Source organism: Bradyrhizobium agreste (assembly GCF_016031625.1).
In the GTDB taxonomy this organism is placed as follows: Bacteria; Pseudomonadota; Alphaproteobacteria; order Rhizobiales; family Xanthobacteraceae; genus Bradyrhizobium; species Bradyrhizobium agreste.
Genome location: NZ_JACCHP010000009.1, coordinates 184995 through 206261, shown reverse-complemented (window position 1 = coordinate 206261; position 21267 = coordinate 184995). Strand labels below are relative to the sequence as shown.

The 21267-nt window shown below is 64.7% G+C and carries 22 protein-coding genes; 17 read left to right on the top strand and 5 right to left on the bottom strand.

The window, feature by feature from the left end; genetic code table 11:
• Positions 1-721 precede the first annotated feature (721 nt).
• The 4 genes from HZZ13_RS15865 (at position 722) to HZZ13_RS15850 (ending at position 3414) form a co-directional block, all read left to right on the top strand.
• Positions 722-907 (top strand): hypothetical protein, encoded by a 186-nt coding sequence (locus HZZ13_RS15865; RefSeq protein ID WP_197960491.1) that lies wholly within the window; start codon positions 722-724, stop codon positions 905-907.
• Positions 876-1979: a calcium/proton exchanger gene (gene cax, locus HZZ13_RS15860; RefSeq protein ID WP_197960490.1), complete on the top strand. Its 1104-nt coding sequence runs from the start codon at positions 876-878 to the stop codon at positions 1977-1979. The genes HZZ13_RS15865 and cax overlap by 32 nt, the downstream gene beginning before the upstream one ends.
• Before the next feature lie 16 nt (positions 1980-1995).
• Positions 1996-2547: a potassium channel family protein gene (locus HZZ13_RS15855; RefSeq protein ID WP_197960489.1), complete on the top strand. Its 552-nt coding sequence runs from the start codon at positions 1996-1998 to the stop codon at positions 2545-2547.
• A gap of 489 nt (positions 2548-3036) precedes the next feature.
• The gene (locus HZZ13_RS15850) at positions 3037-3414 is read left to right on the top strand and encodes a VOC family protein (RefSeq protein ID WP_197960488.1); all 378 of its coding nucleotides are present in this window, start codon (positions 3037-3039) and stop codon (positions 3412-3414) included.
• A gap of 186 nt (positions 3415-3600) precedes the next feature.
• Here HZZ13_RS15850 and HZZ13_RS15845 read toward each other — a convergent pair whose 3' ends face one another.
• The 3 genes from HZZ13_RS15845 to HZZ13_RS15835 form a co-directional block, all read right to left on the bottom strand.
• The gene (locus tag HZZ13_RS15845) at positions 3601-3789 is read right to left on the bottom strand and encodes a hypothetical protein (protein WP_197960487.1); all 189 of its coding nucleotides are present in this window, start codon (positions 3787-3789) and stop codon (positions 3601-3603) included.
• Between the two features lie 58 nt (positions 3790-3847).
• Complete coding sequence (locus HZZ13_RS15840; RefSeq protein WP_197960486.1) at positions 3848-4660, bottom strand: SDR family oxidoreductase; 813 nt, start codon at positions 4658-4660, stop codon at positions 3848-3850.
• A gap of 95 nt (positions 4661-4755) precedes the next feature.
• A complete protein-coding gene (locus HZZ13_RS15835; protein WP_197960485.1) occupies positions 4756-5814 on the bottom strand; it encodes a polysaccharide deacetylase family protein in 1059 nt (352 codons plus the stop codon).
• 165 nt (positions 5815-5979) lie between these two features.
• Between HZZ13_RS15835 and HZZ13_RS15830 the strand changes: the two genes are divergently transcribed.
• From HZZ13_RS15830 to phoB, 10 genes are all read left to right on the top strand, one after another.
• The gene (locus HZZ13_RS15830) at positions 5980-7374 is read left to right on the top strand and encodes an OmpA family protein (RefSeq protein ID WP_197960484.1); all 1395 of its coding nucleotides are present in this window, start codon (positions 5980-5982) and stop codon (positions 7372-7374) included.
• Positions 7375-7376: 2 nt separating this feature from the next.
• Positions 7377-7679: a hypothetical protein gene (locus HZZ13_RS15825; RefSeq protein ID WP_197960483.1), complete on the top strand. Its 303-nt coding sequence runs from the start codon at positions 7377-7379 to the stop codon at positions 7677-7679.
• 448 nt (positions 7680-8127) lie between these two features.
• The gene (locus HZZ13_RS15820; RefSeq protein ID WP_197960482.1) at positions 8128-9183 is read left to right on the top strand and encodes a lysylphosphatidylglycerol synthase domain-containing protein; all 1056 of its coding nucleotides are present in this window, start codon (positions 8128-8130) and stop codon (positions 9181-9183) included.
• Positions 9184-9229: 46 nt separating this feature from the next.
• Entirely contained in the window at positions 9230-10522 is a 1293-nt protein-coding gene (locus HZZ13_RS15815) for an ATP-binding protein (RefSeq protein WP_197960481.1), read from the top strand.
• A gap of 149 nt (positions 10523-10671) precedes the next feature.
• Positions 10672-11685: a phosphate ABC transporter substrate-binding protein PstS gene (gene pstS, locus HZZ13_RS15810; RefSeq protein ID WP_197960480.1), complete on the top strand. Its 1014-nt coding sequence runs from the start codon at positions 10672-10674 to the stop codon at positions 11683-11685.
• Between the two features lie 133 nt (positions 11686-11818).
• Positions 11819-12808 (top strand): phosphate ABC transporter permease subunit PstC, encoded by a 990-nt coding sequence (pstC, locus tag HZZ13_RS15805; protein WP_197960528.1) that lies wholly within the window; start codon positions 11819-11821, stop codon positions 12806-12808.
• Between the two features lies 1 nt (position 12809).
• A complete protein-coding gene (pstA, locus tag HZZ13_RS15800; protein WP_197960479.1) occupies positions 12810-13655 on the top strand; it encodes a phosphate ABC transporter permease PstA in 846 nt (281 codons plus the stop codon).
• A complete protein-coding gene (gene pstB, locus HZZ13_RS15795; RefSeq protein ID WP_197960478.1) occupies positions 13652-14473 on the top strand; it encodes a phosphate ABC transporter ATP-binding protein PstB in 822 nt (273 codons plus the stop codon). Before pstA ends, pstB begins: the two co-directional genes overlap by 4 nt.
• 11 nt (positions 14474-14484) lie before the next feature.
• Positions 14485-15201 (top strand): phosphate signaling complex protein PhoU, encoded by a 717-nt coding sequence (gene phoU, locus HZZ13_RS15790; RefSeq protein ID WP_197960477.1) that lies wholly within the window; start codon positions 14485-14487, stop codon positions 15199-15201.
• Between the two features lie 14 nt (positions 15202-15215).
• The gene (phoB, locus tag HZZ13_RS15785) at positions 15216-15923 is read left to right on the top strand and encodes a phosphate regulon transcriptional regulator PhoB (protein ID WP_008143479.1); all 708 of its coding nucleotides are present in this window, start codon (positions 15216-15218) and stop codon (positions 15921-15923) included.
• 223 nt (positions 15924-16146) lie between these two features.
• Here the strand turns inward: phoB and HZZ13_RS15780 are convergent, their stop codons facing one another.
• Positions 16147-16659, bottom strand: a complete 513-nt coding sequence (locus tag HZZ13_RS15780; RefSeq protein ID WP_024337097.1) for a GcrA family cell cycle regulator — start codon at positions 16657-16659, stop codon at positions 16147-16149.
• Positions 16660-17118: 459 nt separating this feature from the next.
• Here HZZ13_RS15780 and HZZ13_RS15775 point away from each other — a divergent pair, with 459 nt between their 5' ends.
• From HZZ13_RS15775 to HZZ13_RS15765, 3 genes are all read left to right on the top strand, one after another.
• Positions 17119-18327 carry an aspartate aminotransferase family protein gene (locus HZZ13_RS15775; RefSeq protein ID WP_197960476.1) on the top strand — a complete coding sequence of 403 codons (1209 nt, stop codon included), beginning with the start codon at positions 17119-17121 and terminating at the stop codon, positions 18325-18327.
• A complete protein-coding gene (gene argF, locus HZZ13_RS15770) occupies positions 18327-19262 on the top strand; it encodes an ornithine carbamoyltransferase (RefSeq protein WP_197960475.1) in 936 nt (311 codons plus the stop codon). Before HZZ13_RS15775 ends, argF begins: the two co-directional genes overlap by 1 nt.
• 251 nt (positions 19263-19513) lie before the next feature.
• A complete protein-coding gene (locus HZZ13_RS15765) occupies positions 19514-20521 on the top strand; it encodes an Hsp33 family molecular chaperone (protein ID WP_197960474.1) in 1008 nt (335 codons plus the stop codon).
• Between the two features lie 192 nt (positions 20522-20713).
• Here the strand turns inward: HZZ13_RS15765 and apaG are convergent, their stop codons facing one another.
• Positions 20714-21106 carry a Co2+/Mg2+ efflux facilitator ApaG/CorD gene (apaG, locus tag HZZ13_RS15760; RefSeq protein ID WP_024337101.1) on the bottom strand — a complete coding sequence of 131 codons (393 nt, stop codon included), beginning with the start codon at positions 21104-21106 and terminating at the stop codon, positions 20714-20716.
• Positions 21107-21267 lie beyond the last annotated feature (161 nt).

The following is a 21267-nucleotide window of genomic DNA, read 5'->3' as shown; positions in this document are numbered from 1 at the left end:
AACTGGGAGAGCATGAAATTCTCTGTCGGGTGCTGTTTCGCTCACAACGCGGCACCCTCGGCAAATGACGTGCTGCGGGGCGGTGGCGAGCAGGCCCGGCGATGAGGTGCACAAGACCCAATCGTCAGGAGGACAGACCATGCTTCGTTACCCTCTTATCGGTCTGGCAGCGTTCTTGCTCTTCTGCGCAAGCTTGATTCCAGATGAGGCGCTGGCGCGCCGTGGTGGTGGCGTTCGGGTCCATGCGGGCGGTGCCAGGGTCGCTCACGTCAGGCACGTCCATCGAACGATACCCGGTCATCCGGTAGCGCGCACGGCCGTCCGCAGAGGCGTCTACCGCGGGGCGGCTTACGGTGCCGCCGCGGCTGGCGCTGCGGCTTACGGCTACTACAACAGCCGCTGCTATCGCGACACTTACGGCAACTGGGTGTGCCCGCATCAATCTCCCTATTGATCGCACCCTGACGCTCTCACCCGTTCTGCTGCGGCAGCCCGATGGGCCCAACGGTCAGGCGTGGCGCTGCTTCCGATGCAATTTACCCGCGCTCGTCTGCATGCCGCGAGACGGGCTGACACAGCGACCGCAGCAGAAAGGGCTGCCGCGTGGCGTAGAACATTGTAATGGCCGGCGATACTTGGCAGATTTTCCTGATGCCGTCGCCTCGGGGGCGTTCGCGGGTTGCCGTCGTGCTCGAGGTTACTCCTACCGAGGGAGGGTCGGTTGAACACATCGATCCATTCCGCTGCACCGCACCAACTGCCGATCTTCATCACAGCACCCGGGTTTACCGACGTGCTTATGGTTGTGATGGGCGTGGTGTTGATCATCACCGTCCTCGCCGTCGGCAATAGCGCCTATACCAGACAGACAGAAGATGACGCCTCTGCTGAAGGAAATCCGCGATAGTCCGTTGCTCTGGATGCTGGTCTTCGTGCCCGTCGTGCTGGCGACCGAAAGTCTGGCTCCGTCTGCACATCTAGTGCTGTTCGTGCTCGCGGTGCTCGCAATCGTACCGCTTGCCGCGCTGCTCAGTCATGCCACCGAAAGCGTCGCAGAGCAGACGGGAGATGCGATCGGCGGTCTGCTCAATGCAACGTTGGGAAACCTGACCGAGCTGATCATAGCGATCGCGGCGCTTCACGCCGGAGAGCATGTGCTGGTGAAGGCGTCCATCGCAGGCGCCATCGTTGCCAACTCGCTGTTCATGCTGGGTGCCTGTTTCCTGCTCGGCGGATTGCGCTATCACGTCCAGGAATACAATCGCGCCGGCGCACGGCTGCATTCGGCGTTGCTGCTGGCGGCGACTGTCGCGCTGCTTGCGCCTGCGGCAATCAGCAATTTCGAATTGGCGCAGGGCGAACAGGTCCTGCGTAAACTAAGCACGGGGCTTTCGGGCCTGCTGATTGCTGCCTACGGATCAAGCCTGTTGTTTTCGCTAAGGACGCACAAGGATTTCTTCGCAGCGAAGGATCATAACGGCAAGGACGAGGCCGCGCACTGGCCGATCGGGCTCGCCGTCGTCACACTGATCGTCGTCACGGTTCTCGTCGCACTGGTCAGCGAGATATTTGTCGCCTCGGTGCAGGAGGCCGGACGAATGCTGGGGATGAGCCCCGCATTCATCGGCTTCATCGTCGTGGCGCTGGTCGGCGGCGCAGCGGAAATGGCGGTGGCGTTTTCGGCGGCCCGCCAGAACCGGCTTGATATGAGCGTCGCCATCGCGCTTGGCAGCGCCTCGCAGATCGCGCTGTTTGTGGCCCCGGTGCTGATGATCCTCAGCTATGCCATCGGTCCGACGCCGATGGACCTGCAGTTCTGGCCCGGTGCGGTTGTCATGATGATGATAGCGACCGTCACCTGCTGCCTCGTGACCAACTCCGGCCGTTCCGCATGGTTCGTCGGCGTCCTGCTCCTGCTGGTCTACGCCATATTCGCGATGACGCTCTATGTGATCCCGCCGGGATCGGCACGCTCGTGAAGAGGTGAGAACGCACATGAGCACCGCAAAGACCGCTCCCGGCCGCCGGTTCCGAATAGCGGTGCCCGTCGTCATTGCCGCGAGCGTCCTCGGCTTGCTGGTCGAAGCGGCGGTGCCGCGCTTTCTGCCCGAGAACGCCGTCACGATCTTTGCGGGGGAGGCGGCCAAGCTCGGCGTTTTCATCATTTGGCTTTATCTGGCTTGGCGCATCTTCCATACCCTACAGGGGATCTATGGCGCGGACAGCGGCCGCTATCTGGCGCGCACGCCGATCTGGCGGATTCTTGCGGACCTCACCGCCGCTTACGCGCTGGCAGCGTTCTGCTTTGCCGTGCTCTACGTCTATATGGTGCGCCGCGACGCTGGGGCCTTTTCCACCGAACTGGCGCTCGGCAAGGCGTTCTATTTCAGTATCGTCACGATGACGACGACCGGCTATGGGGACATCGTGCCGAGATCAGAATGGGCACGATTCGTCGTTTGCGTGCAGATTCTCTTTGGCGTGCTCTACAACGTCCTGTTCTTCTCGATTTTCGCCGGACTCGCCGGCCGCAAGCGCTCCGACTGAAGGAAGGATCACGCGGCGGATTTGCGTCCGCGCTGTTGAGGCGTGGCACAGGCGCCCGTGGCGGGCCACATGATAATCTCGCTGCGAGCAATTCTTGCAGAAGCGAGTTGAGAAAGCGGAATAGGTAGATATCGCCGTTTCACCGCACGACCCTGTAGACCTTCACCCCTTTTCTTCTCCGGCGCCTGATCTTGACCGAATTGGATTTCCTCACGGCCCATTCCGCAAGCAGCATGACCCCGTCGCGCGCTGCTGATAACACGCGCGATCGATGTCGCGGTTCCACCCGTTCTTCTGGCACCTGCCAACGAGGTTACCAAATAGAATGATCGCTTCCGCTTCTGGCCCATTTCCGACCAAAGGGGCGCCAGCGATTTCCTGCCCTCCGATTTCCCGGTTAAGCGTTGTCGGCGCTGGTTGGTCTCGTTCGTCCTCTGGATGGGCGCCGCTGCAGCGGGGCCAGTGAACGGTAGCGATAAGGAGGAACTCGTGACGCATGGAAGTTTCACTTGGAACGAACTCTATACGCGTGACGTCGAGGCCGCCAAGGCGTTCTATGCCGCGACTATCGGCTGGACGTTCGAGGGCGTGCCGATGGCCCACCAGAACCGCACCTACTGGATCGCCAAGGTGGAGGGCAGGCCGGTTGCCGGCATTCTCGACATGCGCGGAATCGTTCCCGATAGCGACCCGCCGCACTGGCTGAGCTATCTGGAAGTCGATAACGTCGATCGATGCGCAGCCGAGATCGGGCGCCATGGCGGCCGAATAGTTCGGGCGCCATTCGATATCCCCAATTTCGGGCGCATCGCAATCGGAGCCGACGCCACGGGCGCGTTCCTGGCCTGGGTGACTTCGAAGCGTTGATGCGGCCTCGCGCCGCCGGTCTTCGAACCAGGAGGCCATGCCAACATTGTAAGTTTCTACCGGGAGTGGTCGGAACCGGCCAAACGTTGCCTTCTTCAAGCCGCGCCCGCGATTGCAGCGCGACCAGCTGCGATCGCGAAGGCAAGCTCAGAGGTGATTGTCAAACGATAGTCCGGTTCTGGCCCCTTAGCGGACACGCACTTCTACGACCGCCAAGGCCCATTTCGAGCGGAAAGCGGATGTCGCGGTGCCTGCATCGCTACCGATGGATTTGAGTCCACGGCCCAGCTCGACAAGTGTTTTGCCCGACGTATCAACCGCATCGCGGCTGCAATCGTCGTCTCCGTGCCGCTCGAAAAACCCCTTATCGATCAAGGCGCCTTCTACTGTGCATGGGGTTGTTTTTCGATATTTTTGCTTGGGGCCTCGCCGATCAATCGCTATCCCAGCCGCTGCCCTTGATTCCCGCATTCGCATAGACGATGCCGCCGTCGACCGCGATGGTCGCTCCGACCACGTAGTCGCCCGCGCGCGAGGCGAGATAGATCGCGGCGCCCGCCATGTCCTCGTCGGTGCCGATGCGGCCCGCGGGCACGCGCGTTGCGACCTCGTCGCCGTGGTCGCGCGCGGCGCGGTTCATGTCGGACTTGAACGGGCCCGGCGCGATCGCGGTGACCACGACATGGTCGGTGATCAGCTTCACCGCCATGCGCCGAGTCAGATGGATCAGCCCGGCCTTGCTCGCGGCGTAGGAATAGGTCTCCATCGGATTGACGAAGATGCCGTCGATCGAGGCGATGTTGATCACTTTCGCCGGGCGCTCTGCGCTCGCCGCCGCACGCAAGGGACCGGCCAGCGCCTTGGTCAGGAAGAACGGCGCCTTGACGTTGAGGTTCATCACCTTGTCCCAGCCGCTCTCCGGAAATTCGTCGAACTCGGCGCCCCAGGCCGCGCCTGCATTGTTGACGAGGATGTCGAGCCTCGGCTCCAGCCTGATGATCTCGCCGGCCAGCCTGTTGCAGCCTTCGATGCTGGAGATGTCGATCGGCAGCGCGATGCATTCGCCGTCATATCGCGCGCTGAGCTCCTTGGCGGTCTCCTCACACGGTCCGGCCTTGCGCGCGGTGATGTAGACTTTTGCCGCGCCGGCGCTGAGAAATCCCGCCGCGATCATCTTGCCGATGCCGCGCGAGCCGCCGGTCACCAGCGCGATGCGGCCTTTGAGCGAGAACAGATCGTTGAACATGCGTTCCTCCCTTGGTTGCCGCCGGTTTTGGGCGGAGCGGGGAGGGGAGTCAAGGAAGGCGCGCTTGTCCGGGACGACAGCGGAGAACGCAGCAGCTACGCCGCCGCGATTCGGCGGAAACCGTTCCACATCGCGGTCGCGGCGCCCGAGGTCAGCACCGGCAGGATCCGCGCGTCCTGATAATTGCCGTTGAGCGAGACGCGGGGCAGCGCGGTCATGTGGCCGGCGTTCTCGGCGAACAGCATGCCGGGTCGCGTCGTCACCGCGGTCTTGAAGCCGGCGGATGCGGCAAGGGCGAATTCGCGCGTCCCCGCGGCGTCGCGGTCGCCATAGGGATAGGCGAGGTGCAGCACGGGGCGCTCCAGCACCTGCTCGATCCGCGCGCGGCTCGCGGCGATCTCCTGCGCGGCGATGTCTTCCGCCTGCTTGGCGAGGTTGCAATGGCTGACGCTGTGCGCGCCGATCGTCACCAGCGGATCGGCGGCAAAGGATTTCAGCTCGGCCCAGGACAGGCAGAGGCTGCGGCACAGCGCTTCCATGTCGACGCCGTAAGTCCTGCACAGCGCCCCGATCTCGCGTGCAAGATCCTGCTCGGCCGGCAACGCGCGCAGCCAGTCATGCAGGCGGTCGAACGCCGCCTGCTTCGCCGCTGGCGTGCTCGCATCGAGCCGCAGCGCGGAATTGCCGATCTGCACCTCGATCTGCTCGGTCTTGGCGATCACGGCCTCCAGCGCCGTCCACCACAACCGCCCGGTGCCGTCGGCAAAATCGCTCGCGACATAGACCGCCAGCGGCGCGTCGAATTCGCGCAGCACCGGCAGCGCATAATCCAGATTGTCGCGGTAGCCGTCGTCGAGGGTGAAGGCGGCGAAGCGGCGGTCGAACCGGCCCTGCGCCAGCCGCTCATGCAGCTCGTCCATGCTGACGACGTCGATGTCGCGCGAGCGCAAATGGCACAGCGTGGCGCGCAGGAATTCGGGGGTGACCTCGAGATGCCGGTTCGGCTGGAACGCGGCCTCGCGCGCCGGCCGCACATGGTGCAGCATGAAAATGGCGCCGACGCCCGACAAAAGCGGGCGCAACAGGTGGTGCGCCCCGCTGAAGTAGAGTGCTCCCAGCCCGGCGCGGATGACGTTGTTACGCAGTTGTTTCATGACCGGGTGGGGGACTTTGGCATTCCAACCCTCAACTTACGGAAGAACCCTTGAAGAAAAAGTTATTCCAATTGTCCCAGCCGGGCCTTCGGAACAGGACCATTTCCGGTTTGACAGCCTGCCAAGGGTTTGTTTTGTCTCCGTTTCCAGAGTTCGGGTCGTCGAATGCAGAAGCTTTTCTCGTGGGCCAGCAAATGGTGGCCGGGGCTGATCCCCCTTGCCGTCATGTGGGGATTTGCGGCCTGGAATAATACCTTACCGGTCGAGGCCGATCTGTCGGCCCGCAGCTCGGCTGCGCTGAAGGACACCGTTCTGGACAAGACCCGGATCGCGGTCGACGGCCGCGACGTCAGCCTCGCCGCCGACGCCTTCTCCGAGGAGGGGCGCCGCGACGCGGTCATGGCGGTCGAAACGGTGCCCGGCGTGCGGCTGGTCGACGACCGGACCCGCCTTGTACCTGAGGCCAAGCCCTTCGTCTGGAATGCCGAGCGCGACGTGGTGCGGGTGACGCTGTCGGGCTCCGCGCCGCTGCCGTCGATGAGGGCCCGGCTGACCGAAGCTGCCCGAAAGGAAGTCGGCGGCGTCGAGGTTGCCGACCAGATGGGGCTGGCGCGCGGGGCGCCACCTCGGTTCGAAGCCGCCGCGATGCTGCTGCTGGATCAGATCGGCAAGCTGAAGGACGGCAAGATCACGATCACGGACACCAAGGTCAATCTGTCGGGCATGGCGCGCGAGCTCGGCGGCCGTGAGGCGATCGCGGCTGCGCTGAAGAACTTGCCCGAGGGTTTTTCGATTGCGGCCAACGAGATCAAGGCGCCGCCCTACATCTTCCAGGCCTACAAGGATCCGGTGGCCGCGACGGTGACGCTGACCGGCTACGTTCCGGACAACAATGTCCACGCCATGATCGCCACCAGCGCCTCGCGAAAGTTCTTCACCGAAAAGGTCGTCGACAATCTCAAGGCCAGCATCGGCGCACCCGGCTCCTTCAGCCCGGCGGTCGTCGCCGCGCTCGGCGCGCTGTCGCGGCTGTCGACCGGCACGCTCGTCGTCTCCGACCGCGAGGTGAAGCTCTCGGGCGATGCGCTCTACGAGGGCGCCGCCAACGAGATCCGCGCAGGTCTCGGCAAGGACTTCCCGAAGCACTGGCAGTACAAGCCGGAGATCACGGTGAAGCCCGCGGCAGGCCCGGTCGACGGCACCGTGTGCCAGCAATTGTTCACCGAGCTCCTGACCAAGGGCAAGATCCGCTTCGCGAACAAGCGCGCGGACATCGATCCTGACTCGGCCGGTATCCTCGATCGCCTCATCGAGACCGCGCTGCGCTGCCCCACCACCAATATCGAGGTCGCCGGACATACCGACGCCGATGGCGAGGACTCCTTCAACCAGGCCCTCTCGGAAAAGCGCGCGCAGGCGGTGATCGACTATCTGGTCAGGGCGGGCCTTCCCGCCAGCCGCTTCACCGCGGTCGGCCATGGCAGCACGCAGCCCGTCGCCGGCAACGACACCGATGAAGGCAAGGCGCAGAACCGCCGTATCGAATTTCTGGTGAGGTGACGATGCCCTATCTCGTCTCGTTCCATCTGGGCTGGCTGATCGGCTCGCTGCTGCTGGGCTTCTGCATGGGCTGGATCTCGGTGGTCCAGCGCGGCAACGGCACCTCGAAGGTGACTGCGCGGTGGCTCGCAGTGCTTGCCGCCGCCCTGGTCGCAGCCGCTCTCGCCCATGTGGTCCCCGGTCGCTTCGGCTATTGGCTCGACCTCGCCCTGATCATGTTCGCCTGCTACCTCGTCGGCTGCACCATCGGCGCCTGGCTGCGCGACCGCGTGGTCGCGCGCACCGCGCCGCCAGCCGCAGTGTGATGTTGCTATGCACCCTTCACGCGAGGGCCGGGGGCGCGTCCGCCGCGACCTTCCGGCGGATCGGAAAACCGTGACCGGCCGCTCCGGTCGCCCTCTTTCAACAGGCAGGCCGGCCCCATAGATTGACGTCAGCTTAAGGCGTGACGGAACATTGTGCGGCCGAAATCATCAAAACTTCATGGCCCCTGCGCAGGATCGCGATGGAGATTCGCGCCAAGCCTTGCCGACGAAAGCGCCAAACCCTGCACCGGGAGCCGCAACCCTGCCTAAAATATTGAAGGCACGTGTTTTTGTTCGAATTGGCGAATTCCACTTCGGCCAAAAACGCGCTAGTGGAGGGGCAGGGGGCATGCGCGATGCCGGCGCCGGCGGCGAGGGTTCGTTGAATGCCTGCGCGTCCGCCTGTCCGCCGGCCACCCTGGCCGCTGAAGCGTTGTTCGAGGTCTAGATGCTGGAAGCCATACGCAGGGCGATGACGTTTCTGCGCCAGAAGCAGGTCCTGCATAAGCTTGGAGTTGTGATCAGCATCGCGGTCATCGGCATCGCTTGCTACGTGCTCTACCACATGCTGCGCGGCATCGATTTCAACGAGGTCCTCGAAGCGATCAAGAGCACCGAGCCGAGCCAGATTGCGATGGCGGCGCTGTTCGTCGCTGCCGGCTATTTCACGCTGACCTTCTACGACCTCTTCGCCACACGCGCGATCGGCCATGCCCATGTGCCCTATCGCATCAACGCGCTCGCGGCCTTCACCAGCTATTCGATCGGCCACAATGTCGGCGCCTCGGTCTTCACCGGCGGGGCGGTGCGCTATCGCATCTATTCGGCCTATGGGCTGAACGCGATCGACGTCGCAAAAATCTGCTTTCTCGCCGGCCTGACTTTCTGGCTGGGCAATGCGGCGGTGCTCGGCCTTGGCATCGCCTACCATCCGGAGGCGGCAGCCTCGATCGACCAGCTGCCGGCCTGGCTGAACCGGACGATGGCGCTGATGATCATCGCAGGCCTGATCGGTTACGTGGTCTGGGTCTGGACCCAGCCGCGGGTGGTCGGCCGCGGCCCCTGGACCGTGGTGCTGCCGGGCGGCCCGCTGACGCTGCTTCAGATCGCGATCGGCATCGTCGATCTCGGCTTCTGCGCGCTGGCGATGTATGTGCTGGTCCCGGACGAGCCCAATCTCGGCTTCGTTGTGGTCGCGGTGATCTTCGTCTCGGCGACCCTGCTCGGCTTCGCCAGCCATTCGCCCGGGGGCCTCGGGGTGTTCGACGCCGCCATGCTGGTCGGCCTCTGGCAGATGGACCGCGAGGAGCTGCTGGGCGGCATGCTCCTGTTCCGCGTCCTCTATTATCTGTCTCCGTTCGTCCTATCTGTAATCTTGCTGACGTTTCGAGAAGTTATCATCGGCGCCCGATCGAAGCGCTTGCAACAGGCGGCGCTCAAGCTGGACCCCGGCCCGGCGCCCGAAGCCGCCTATGTGAGAGAGCGCAGCGACAGCGGCGCCTGACCGGTGTCAGGTCCTTAAGGACAGTCCCCAGGAGAAGCCCGCCCCGATGGCGATCGACGCCCCCTCTTCTCCCTCCGCCCAGCCCTGGTCCGACCGGCTGCGGCACTCGACCATCATCCTGATCGCCGCGGCGCTGGCGCTCTCCGTCGTGGTCTCGCTCGGCGAATTATCGGCGCTGCACGCCGCAATCGTGTTCCTCTGCATCGCGGCGGCTGCCTTGATCCCGTGGCGGCTGCACGATCCGGCCACCTCCCGGGACGACGTCAGGCGCATCAACCCGGTCGAGAGCGCGGCAGTGGCCGCGGTGGTCGCCGGTATGCCGGATCCGGCGGTGCTGCTCGACCGGGCCGGCCGCGTCATCCACCTCAACGCCGCGGCAGCCCAGCTCGCGCCGGCACTGCGCAAGAACGAGCTCGCCCAGTTCGCGCTGCGCTCGCCGGAGATCATCACGGCGCTGCGCGAGGCCATCGCGACCACCGAGCCGCGGCGCGCCACCTATCTCGATCACGTTCCGGTCGATCGATGGATGGAGCTGATCATCACGCCGGTACCGGTGCCGACCAGCTTCGGCGGTGCCGACAAATGCATGCTGATGACCTTCCACGACCAGACGCCGCTGCGCCGGGTCGAGGAGATGCGCGCCGACTTCGTCGCCAATGCCAGCCACGAACTGCGGACGCCGCTGGCGGCGCTGTCGGGCTTCATCGATACGCTCCAGGGCCAGGCCAAGGACGATCCAAAGGCGCGCGAGCGCTTCCTCGGCATCATGCACAACCAGGCGACGCGCATGGCGCGCCTGATCGACGATCTCTTGTCGCTGTCACGGGTCGAGCTGTCGGCCCATGTCCGGCCCGACACCCTGGTCGATCTCGTCCCGATCATCCGCCAGGTCGCCGACGGGCTCGAGCCGCTGGCGCGCGAGCGTCAGGTCGAGGTGGACATCCACCTGCCGGAGCCGCCGGTGATGATCGCGGGGGACCGCGAGGAGCTGCTCCGCCTGTTCGAGAACCTGATCGAGAATGCACTCAAATACGGCGCTTCCGGCGGGCGCGTCATCGTGTCGCTGACCTCGAGTGCCGCCGCTGACGGAACTCAGGAAATCCGGGTCATGGTCCGCGATTTCGGCCCGGGCATCGCACCGGAACACCTGCCGCGGCTGACCGAACGCTTCTATCGGGTCGATGTCGGCGACAGCCGCTCGCAAGGCGGCACCGGCCTCGGCTTATCGCTGGTGAAACATATCCTTAACCGTCATCGCGGCCGCCTTTTGATCGAAAGTGTGCCCAGGCAGGGTGCCACCTTCACCGCCTGTTTTCCCCAGGCCAAGACTCAAGTTTGATCAAAAACATAAGCAATTCCAATTGCTTGAGTTTGTCATCCAACTGTCACGAAACCTTCGTAAAAGCAAAGCCGACCGCTCCTAAACGGGCGGCGCGGGGAGCGCGATCGGGCGCGGATGGCGCTTCGCTCCCCTGTATGGAGACCAGCATGAATTTCATCAAAACCATGGTCGCTGCCGGCTTGGTCGCCGCATCGACGACGGTGGCGCTTGCCGCCGACATCACCGGTGCCGGCGCGACGTTTCCGTTCCCGATCTATTCGAAGTGGGCTGACGCCTACAAAAAGGAGACCGGCAACGGTCTGAACTATCAGTCGATCGGCTCCGGCGGCGGCATCAAGCAAATCCAGGCCAAGACTGTGACCTTCGGCGCCAGCGACGCGCCGCTCAAGGCCGAGCAGCTCGAGAAGGACGGCCTCGTCCAGTGGCCGATGGTGATGGGTGCCATCGTCCCCGTCGTCAACCTCGAGGGCGTGAAGGCGGGCGAGCTGGTGTTCGACGGCGAGACCCTCGCCAACATCTATCTCGGCAAGATCACCAAGTGGGACGATCCCGCGATCAAGAAGCTCAATCCGAACGCGAAGCTGCCCTCGGAGGCCATCACCGTGGTCCGCCGTTCGGACGGCTCGGGCACCACCTTCAACTTCACCAACTACCTCTCCAAGGCCAGCGCCGACTGGAAGAGCAAGGTTGGCGAGGGTACCGCGGTCGAGTGGCCGGTCGGCGTCGGCGCCAAGGGCAACGAAGGCGTGTCGGGCAACATCAGCCAGACCAAGAACTCGATTGGTTATGTCGAGTACGCCTATGCCAAGCAGAACAAGCTGACCTACACCGGTCTCGTCAACAAGGCCGGCAAGCCGGTGCAGCCGACCGTCGAAGCCTTCCAGGCGGCCGCCTCCAACGCCGACTGGGCCAAGGCTCCGGGCTACTATGTCATCCTGACCGACCAGCCCGGCGACAAGTCCTGGCCGATCACGGCGGCGACCTTCATCCTCATGCACAAGTCCGCCACCGACAAGGCGGCCTCGCAGGAAGCCATCAAGTTCTTCCGCTGGGCCTTCAAGAATGGCGGCAAGATGGCCGAGGAGCTCGACTACATCCCGATGCCGGACAGCGTCGTCCAGCAGATCGAGAAGACCTGGGCTGCCGAGATCAAGAGCTAAGGCGCCATCGTGTCCCGGATGCGGTTCCGGGATGCTGCAAGATCTCCGCTCCGGATCGGCCTCCTGCCGATCCGGAGCGCGCCACCAACAACAAGCGTAAATAGAACGGGTACAGGGGATCGGCGTGGCTGAGATGGCTGTCGAGAGCAATGTGATTGATGCTGCCGGTCCGTATGATCGCGCCAAGGCCTTGAGCGCGTTCAAGCTCGGCGACGTCACCTTCTACTGGATCACGCGGTTGTCCGCGATCTCGGTGCTGCTGATCCTCGGCGGCATCATCATCTCGCTGGTCGTCGGTGCGTTCCCGGCGATCAAGGAATACGGCCTCTCCTTCCTGTGGACGCAGCGCTGGGCGCCCTCGGCCGATCCGCCGGTGCTCGGCGCGCTCGGGCCGATGTACGGCACGCTCGTCACCTCCTTCATCGCGATGCTGATCGCCATTCCCGTCGGTCTCGGCATTGCGATCTTCCTCACCGAGCTGTGCCCGCAATGGCTGCGCCGCCCGATCGGCATGGCGGTCGAGCTGCTCGCCGGAATCCCATCGATCATCTACGGCATGTGGGGCTTCTTCGTGCTCGGCCCGTTCCTGGCCAACACCTTCCAGCCCTTCATGATCCGGGTGTTCGACGGTGTTCCCGTGCTGGGCGCGATCTTCGCAGGTCCCCCGTCCTATCTCAGCCTGTTCAACGCCGCGCTGATCCTCGCCATCATGGTGCTGCCCTTCATCACCTCGATCTCGGTCGACGTGTTCAAGACGGTGCCGCCGGTGCTGAAGGAAGCCGCCTACGGCGTCGGCTGCACCACCTGGGAGGTCGTCCGCAGCGTCGTGATCCCCTACACCCGCGTCGGCATCATCGGCGGCATCATGCTGGCGCTGGGCCGCGCGCTCGGCGAGACCATGGCGGTGACCTTCATCATCGGCAACTCGTTCCGGATCTCCTCGTCGATCTTCGCGCCGGGCACCACGATCTCGGCGGCGATCGCATCCGAGTTTGCCGAGAGCGACGGCCTGCACCAGTCCGGCCTGATCCTGCTCGGCCTCTTGCTGTTCGTGCTGACGTTCTTCGTGCTCGCGGCCGCGCGGCTGATGCTGCTGCGTCTGGAACAGAAGGCGGGGAGGTGACATGAACCCGATCTATTCACGCCGCCGCCGCAAGGACATCGTGATCCGCGGGCTCTGCATTGCCGCCGCCGCCTTCGGCGTCACCTGGCTGGCACTGATCCTGATCACGCTGCTCTACAACGGCCTGACCGGCCTCAACCTGCAGGTCTTCACCGAGAACACGCCGCCGCCCGGCTCGACCGAGGGCGGCCTGCTCAATGCCATCGTCGGCTCGCTGATCATGACCGTGCTCGGCGTCGGCATCGGCGCGCCGCTCGGCCTGTTCGCCGGCACCTATCTCGCCGAGTACGGCCGCAACGACAAGCTGACCTCGGTGATCCGTTTCATCAACGACATCCTGTTGTCGGCGCCCTCGATCATCATCGGCCTGTTCATCTACGGCGCGGTGGTGGTGCCGATGCGCGGCTTCTCGGCGATCGCGGGCAGCCTCGCGCTCGCCGTCATCGTGATCCCGGTCGTCGTGCGCACCACCGAGGACATGCTGTTGCTGGTGCCGAATCCGCTGCGCGAGGCCGCCAGCGCACTCGGCTTGCCGCGCTCGCTGGTGATCAAGCGGATCGCCTATCGCGCCGCACGCTCCGGCCTCATCACCGGCGTGCTGCTCGCGACCGCCCGCGTCGCCGGCGAGACCGCGCCGCTGCTGTTCACCGCGCTGTCGAACCAGTTCTTCAGCCTCAGCCTGAACAAGACGATGGCAAACCTGCCTGTCACCATCAATAACTTCGTGCAGAGCCCCTACGCCTACTGGAAGCAGCTCGCCTGGAGCGGCGCGCTGCTGATCACCCTGACCGTGCTTGCCCTGAACATTGGCGCGCGCATCCTTGGCGCCGAGAGGACTGCAAAATGAGTGAAATGTCTGTTTCCGTCAGCGCACCGACCGTTCATCCCGGCTCGCAGCCGCTGCCCGAGGCGCCCGCCAAGGTCACCGCGCGCAACCTGAATTTCTACTATGGTGAGCACCACGCGCTGAAGAACATCAATCTGGCGCTCGGCACCAATCGGGTCACGGCGTTCATCGGCCCGTCGGGCTGCGGCAAGTCGACCCTGCTGCGCATCTTCAACCGGATGTACGATCTCTATCCGGGCCAGCGTGCGGAGGGTCAGCTGTTGCTCGACCACACCAACATCCTCGACCCCAAGCTGGACCTCAACCTGCTGCGCGCCCGCGTCGGCATGGTGTTCCAGAAGCCGACGCCGTTCCCGATGACGATCTACGAGAACATCGCCTTCGGCATTCGTCTCTACGAGAAGATCTCGAAGTCCGAGATGGACGACCGCGTCGAGAAGGCGCTGCGCGGCGGCGCGCTGTGGAACGAGGTCAAGGACAAGCTCAATGCCTCCGGCCTGTCGCTCTCCGGCGGCCAGCAGCAGCGGCTCTGCATCGCCCGCACCGTCGCGGTGCGGCCCGAGGTGATCCTGTTCGACGAGCCCTGCTCGGCGCTCGATCCGATCTCGACCGCCAAGGTCGAGGAGCTGATCCAGGAATTGTCCGAGAACTACACGATCGCGATCGTCACCCACAACATGCAGCAGGCGGCGCGCGTCTCCGACAAGACCGCCTTCATGTATCTCGGCGAGTTGATCGAGTTCGACGATACCAGCAAGATCTTCACGTCGCCGAGCGATCGGCGCACGCAGGATTACATTACCGGCCGGTTCGGCTGAGGAGACGGAACATGGGTTCTGAACATACCGTAAAGGCCTTCGACAGCGACCTTCAGGAGCTCACCCGCCTGGTCGCCGAGATGGGCGGCCTCGCCGAGCGCATGATCGTCGATTCCGTCGACGCGCTGATCCGCCGCGACGTCGCGCTCGGCCAGCGCGTCGTCACCACCGACGGCGAGCTCGACACGCTGCAGAAGCGCATCGAGGAGCGCGCCGTGCTCACCATCGCCCGCCGCCAGCCGATGGCCGTCGACCTGCGCGAGATCGTCGGCGCCATGCGCGTTGCGACCGACCTCGAGCGCATCGGCGATCTCGCCAAGAACATGGGCAAGCGCGTCGCGGCGCTGGAGACGGATTTCCATCCGCTCAAGCTGTTCCGCGGCCTGGAACACATGACGGACCTCGTGCAGCAGCAGGTCAAGTCGGTGCTGGATGCCTATGCCGCGCACGACCTGCCGGCGGCGATGGCGGTGTGGAAGGGCGACGAGGAAGTCGACGCCATCTGCACCTCGCTGTTCCGCGAGCTCCTCACCTACATGATGGAGGATCCGCGCAACATCTCGTTCTGCATCCACCTGATGTTCTGTGCCAAGAACATCGAGCGGATCGGCGACCACGCAACCAACATCGCCGAGACCGTGTTCTACATGATCGAGGGCCAGGCGATCACCGACAAGCGGCCGAAGGGCGACATGACGACCTTCGCCACGACGGTGCCGAATACCTAGGGAGCGACGACAACATGGGCGCACGCATTATGGTGGTTGAGGACGAGGAAGCTCTCACCGAGCTTCTCCGCTACAACCTCGAAGGCGACGGCTATGACGTCGAGACGGTGATGCGCGGCGATGACGCCGACACCCGTCTCAAAGAGCACATTCCCGATCTGATCGTGCTCGACTGGATGCTGCCGGGCCTGTCGGGAATCGAGCTGTGCCGGCGGCTTCGGACCCGCCCCGAGACCAAGCAGCTGCCGATCATCATGCTCACCGCGCGCGGCGAGGAGAGCGAACGGGTGCGCGGGCTCGCCACCGGCGCGGACGATTACATCGTCAAGCCGTTCTCGGTGCCCGAGCTGCTCGCGCGCGTGAAGGGCCTGCTCAGGCGTGCGAGCCCCGAGCGGCTCGCCACCGTGCTCGCCTATGGCGACATCGAGCTCGACCGCGACAAGCGCCGCGTGGCGCGCTCGGGCCGGCCGATCGATCTCGGCCCGACCGAGTATCGTCTGCTGGAGTTCTTCCTGGAGCATCCCGGCCGCGTATTCTCGCGCGAGCAGCTGCTCGACAGCGTCTGGGGCCGCGACATCTACATCGACGAGCGGACCGTCGACGTCCATATCGGCCGCCTGCGCAAGCTGCTCAATCTCGGCCGCGAGCAGGACCCGATCCGCACCGTCCGCGGCGCCGGCTATGCGCTGGACGATCGCTTCGCCAAGGCCGAGCAGACGTAAGCTGGTTTAGAGAGCCGCGGCTTCAATCTCGGCCGTCATCCCGGGGCGCGCGCAGCGCGAACCCGGGATCCATAACCACAGGACTTCGTTTGGTGAAGACTCGGAGTGACCATCTCGCGCAACGATTGCGCCCTGTGGTTATGGATCCCCGCCTTCGCGGGGATGACACCGAGTGATTTGAGCCGTCACCGTGCGACGGCTGCCATCAGCTTGATCCGCAAACTCACCGCGTGCCCGGCTTCGCCGGTGCACGACGGCGGTCCGCTGCGGGCTGATAGGCCACGCGCGAATGCTGGGCGCAGTAGGGCAGGCCCGAGAGCGCCTTGCCGCCGCAGAAGAAGAAATCCGGGCTCGAGGGATCGCCGACCGGCCAGTGGCAGGTCGCCTCGTTCAATTCCAGCAGCGACAGCCGCTGGCTCATCGGCACCACGTTGTCGTAGGTCACCGGCTCGGCTTCCACCTCGACCTCGAAGGCTTGAGCGAGCGCGGTGTTGCCGCGCGCGACGGGTCGGGTCACCCGCATCATGTGCTGCGCGGGCCGTGCCTTGCGCGGCCGCGGCGCTGCCGATGAAGGGCTCTTGGCGCGGCCGGACAGGCCGAGCCGGTGCACCTTGCCGATCACGGCATTGCGGGTCACATTGCCGAGCTCGGCTGCGATCTGGCTGGCCGAAAGTCCGGCCTCCCAGAGCTTCTTCAGCTGCTCGACGCGATCATCGGACCAGGTCAAAACCGTCATTGCACCCTTTCCCTCGCCGCGCGCCTGCCATCCTGGGGCCTTCGCAGCGAATGCTTAAGCCTTGAAAAACCCGTGCCGTCAGAATCCCTTAAGGCTCGCCGGGCGCGCTCAAGACGCCCGAACGTTCACGCCGGTACATGAGGACTTTTGGGATCAGAACTGCTGCACGAGATGTCGTATCTGACAATTCAAACGCTACAATATGGCGTGACTCCCGCGCAAGAGTCCGCCGACTCGCGTCCACATGTTCCGTGGTGAAAAAACCCGCAAAATCGGCACCGCAAGACTACGGATTCAGCGTTTCGCGAGGCTTTCCGGCGGCATTGACACCCGTCTTGCCAAGCATAAGATAGTGCCACGTGCCGCCCTTAAAAGGCGGCACGTTTCGTTTTCCGGGGCCGGTCAATGGTGCGTCGCGCAATGCGTGCCTCACACCGTCCGCAACATTCAAGTGACGTCATGACCAACAGCGCCGCGCCGCATTTGCTCCCCGTTTTCGCCAGGGCCGACCTCGGTTTCGAGCGCGGCGAAGGCTGCTGGCTGATCGCGACCAACGGTGATCGCTATCTCGATTTCACCTCGGGCGTGGCGGTGAATGCGCTTGGCCATGTCCACCCCGCGCTGGTCAAGGCGTTGCAGGAGCAGGCGACCAAGCTCTGGCACATGTCGAACCTGTTCCAGAGCCCTGATGGCGAGAAGCTCGCAAGCCGCCTCTGCAATGAGAGCTTTGCGGACTTCGTGTTCTTCTGCAATTCCGGGGCCGAGGCGCTGGAAGGCGTGATCAAGCTGGTGCGCCACCATCATTTCTCGAAGGGACATCCAGAACGTTACCGCATGATCACCTTCGAGGGCGCCTTCCATGGCCGCACGCTGGCGACGCTCGCCGCCACCGGGTCTGCGAAATATCTCGAAGGCTTCGGTCCGCCGATGGACGGCTTCGATCAGGTGCCGCATGGCGACCTCGACGCCGTGAAGAAGGCGATCGGCCCGCAGACCGCCGGCATTCTCGTCGAGCCGATCCAGGGCGAGGGTGGCGTTCGTGCTGCACCTCACGCCTTCCTGAAGGCGCTGCGCGAGCTCTGCGACGAGCGCGGCCTGTTGCTCGCCTTCGACGAGGTGCAGACCGGCATGGGCCGTACCGGCGAACTCTTTGCCTACAAGCGCACCGGTGTCACGCCGGACGTGATGTCGCTCGCCAAGGCGCTCGGCGGCGGCTTTCCAATCGGCGCCGTGCTGGCGACCGCGGATGCGGCCGCCGGCATGGGGCCGGGCTCGCACGGCTCGACCTTCGGCGGCAATCCGCTCGCGATCTCGGCTGCCAATGCCGTGCTCGACGTCATGCTCAAGCCCGGCTTCTTCGATCACGTGCAGAAGATGTCGCTGCTGCTCAAGCAGAAGCTCGCCTCCGTGATCGATCGTCATCCCGATGTCGTCAGCGAGGTGCGCGGCGAGGGCCTCCTGATCGGCATCAAGGCGGTGGTGCCTTCGGGCGATCTCGTCGCGGCGCTGCGCGCCGAAAAGCTGCTCACCGTCGGAGCCGGCGACAATGTCGTGCGCTTCCTGCCGCCCCTGATCGTCACCGAAGCGGAGATCGAGGACAGCGTCGGGCGGTTAGAGCGCGCCTGCATTGCGATCTCCTCCAGCCAGACCAAGCGGGCGGCAAGCTGATGAGCACGACGCCCAACAAAGCTCCAAAGCACTTCCTGGACATCAACGAGCTGCCGCTCTCGGAGCTCAAGAGCATGCTCGCTGCCTCTTCGGCCATGAAGGCGAAGCAGAAGGCGCAGCAGCCGGTCAGGCCGCTCGAAGGCAAGACGCTGGCGATGATCTTCGAGCGTCCCTCCACCCGCACCCGTGTCTCGTTCGACGTCGGCATGCGCCAGCTCGGCGGCGAGGCGATCATGCTCACCGGCGCCGAGATGCAGCTCGGCCGCGGCGAGACCATCGCCGACACCGCGCGGGTGCTGTCGCGCTATGTCGACGCCATCATGATCCGCATCCTCAACCACGATGCGCTGCTGGAGCTCGCGGCCAACGCCACGGTGCCCGTCATCAACGGTCTGACGCGGCGTTCGCATCCCTGCCAGGTGATGGCCGACCTCATGACCTATGAGGAGCATCGCGGCCCGATCGAGGGCAGGACGGTGGCCTGGACCGGCGACGACAACAACGTGCTGGCGTCCTGGGCCCATGCTGCCGAGCGCTTCAAATTCCAGCTCAATGTCGCAACGCCGCCGGAGCTCGCACCGAAAAAGGCCATGCGCGACTGGATCAAGGCGACCGGCGCGCCGATCGTGCTCGGCACCGATCCCGAGGCCGCTGTGCGCGGCGCCGATTGCGTCGTCACCGACACCTGGGTGTCGATGGGCGACAAGGAGGGTGAGCACCGCCACAACGTGCTCAAACCCTACCAGGTCAATGCCAAGCTGATGTCGCTGGCCAAGGCGGACGCATTGTTCATGCATTGCCTGCCGGCCCATCGCGGCGAGGAGGTCACCGACGAGGTGATCGACGGTCCGCAATCGGTCGTGTTCGATGAGGCCGAAAACCGCCTGCACGCGCAGAAGGGCATCTTGGCCTGGTGCTTCGACGCGGTGAAGTAGCGCGGCTGTGGAGCGGTAGCAGCGCCACGCTCCACTGTCGTCCCGGACAAGCGCGCCAAAAGCGCGCGCCGATCCGGGACCCATAGCCATAGGAAGTTGTTTGGCGATGACTCGGAGTTGCCATCTCGCGTTGTGACGTCGTCCTGTGGTTATGGATCCCGGATCGGCGCTTGCGCTTGTCCGGGACGACAATGAGTTTGAGGCTCCTCGCCCCCTTCCATCTTCCGTCCTCCGACCCCAGATAAAGCGCCATGGTTTTCCAATCTCCTGACATGAATACCGGGCCCGAAGGCCCGGTTCGCGCGCCATCATCGGTTCCGATCGATGACGCCGTGCTGCCTTACGAGGTCGACGCGCTCGACGTGCGCGGGCGTCTGGTGCGGCTTGGTCCTGCGCTCGACGACATCCTCACCAAGCACGATTATCCCGCGCCGGTCGGCAAGCTGCTCGGCGAGGCCATCGTGCTGACGACGCTGCTCGGCTCGGCGCTGAAATTCGAGGGCCGCTTCATTCTTCAGGCCCAGACCGATGGCCCGGTGTCGTTCCTGGTGGTCGACTACAAGGCCCCGGACCGTCTGCGTGCCTATGCGCGCTTTGATGCCTCTCGCTTGGGCACGGCAAAAGATTCCGGCACGCTGCTTGGCCGCGGTCATCTCGCCATGACCATCGACCAGGGCTCCGACATGAGCCGCTACCAGGGCCTGGTTGCGCTCGACGGCGGCAGCCTGGAAGATGCCGCCCACGAATATTTCCTGCGTTCCGAGCAGATCCCGACGCGTGTGCGCCTCGCGGTCGGCGAGGAGTGGCGCTCGAGCGACGGCGGCAAGCATCGCTGGCGCGCCGGCGGCATGCTGATGCAGTTTCTGCCGAAGGCGCCGGAGCGCGCGCGGCAGGCGGACTTGCATCCCGGCGACGCCCCCGAGGGCACCGAGGTGCACAGCGTCACTGAAGACGATGCCTGGGTCGAGGCGCGCTCGCTGATCGAGACCGTCGAGGACGTCGAGCTGATCGATCCCGAGCTCTCCGGCGAGCGGCTGCTCTACCGTCTCTTCCACGAGCGCGGCGTGCGCGTGTTCAATCCGCAGGTGCTCGAGGCGCGGTGCTCCTGCTCGCGCGATGCGGTCGCCGCGATGCTCAAGAGCTTCTCGCCCGACGACCGCGCCGCCATGGTCAAGGACGACAAGGTCGTCGTCACCTGCGAGTTCTGCTCGTCGGTGTACCAGTTCACGCCGCACGAGGCGGGCGTGGAAGACGCGTAAGCCTATCCTCCGTCATTGCGAGCGCAGCGTCCGCTCTCGTGCCCCGGACGCAGCGCAGCGTCACTTCGACGGTGCGCTGCAGAGCCGGGGCCCATCCATCCGCATCGTGCCGTGTTGCCCTGGGTCCCGGCTCGGCGCCGCAGCGCTTCCGCGCTGCAGCTTGTCCGGGACACGAGGCAAATGAGACCTCGGCTAATTCAACACCCGCTTGTTGTCCGGGCTGTCGAGCGAGAACGTCGGCACGTCGATCTCGAAGCGCTCGCCGGTTTCGCTGACCATCTGGTAGCGGCCGGTCATGAAGCCGGAGGCGGTCGAGAGCGGCACGCCGGAGGTGTATTCGAAGCGCTCGCCGGGGGCGAGGATCGGCTGCTCGCCGACCACACCCTCGCCCTTCACCTCCTGCTGCCGGCCGGAGGCGTCGGTGATGATCCAGTGCCGCGTCTTGAGCTGCACGGTCTCCTCGCCCGAATTGGTGATGACAATGGTGTAGGACCAGAAGTAGCGCGAGCGGTCGGCCGACGACTGCTCCGGAACAAAGTTCGGCTCGACGGTCACTTCAATCTGGCGGGTCACGGCGCGGTACATAGCCGCCATCATACCGAAATCCGCCCGGGGAACCAAACCCCCCGCGGGCGGCTTTGGCGACATCGTCCCGCCAGAATTGGAGGAAAAGCACACCGTCGAGGGAGACACCCTTATGTGATCCGGGCGCTTTGCGAGACGACAGCCGGACCATTACACTGCTT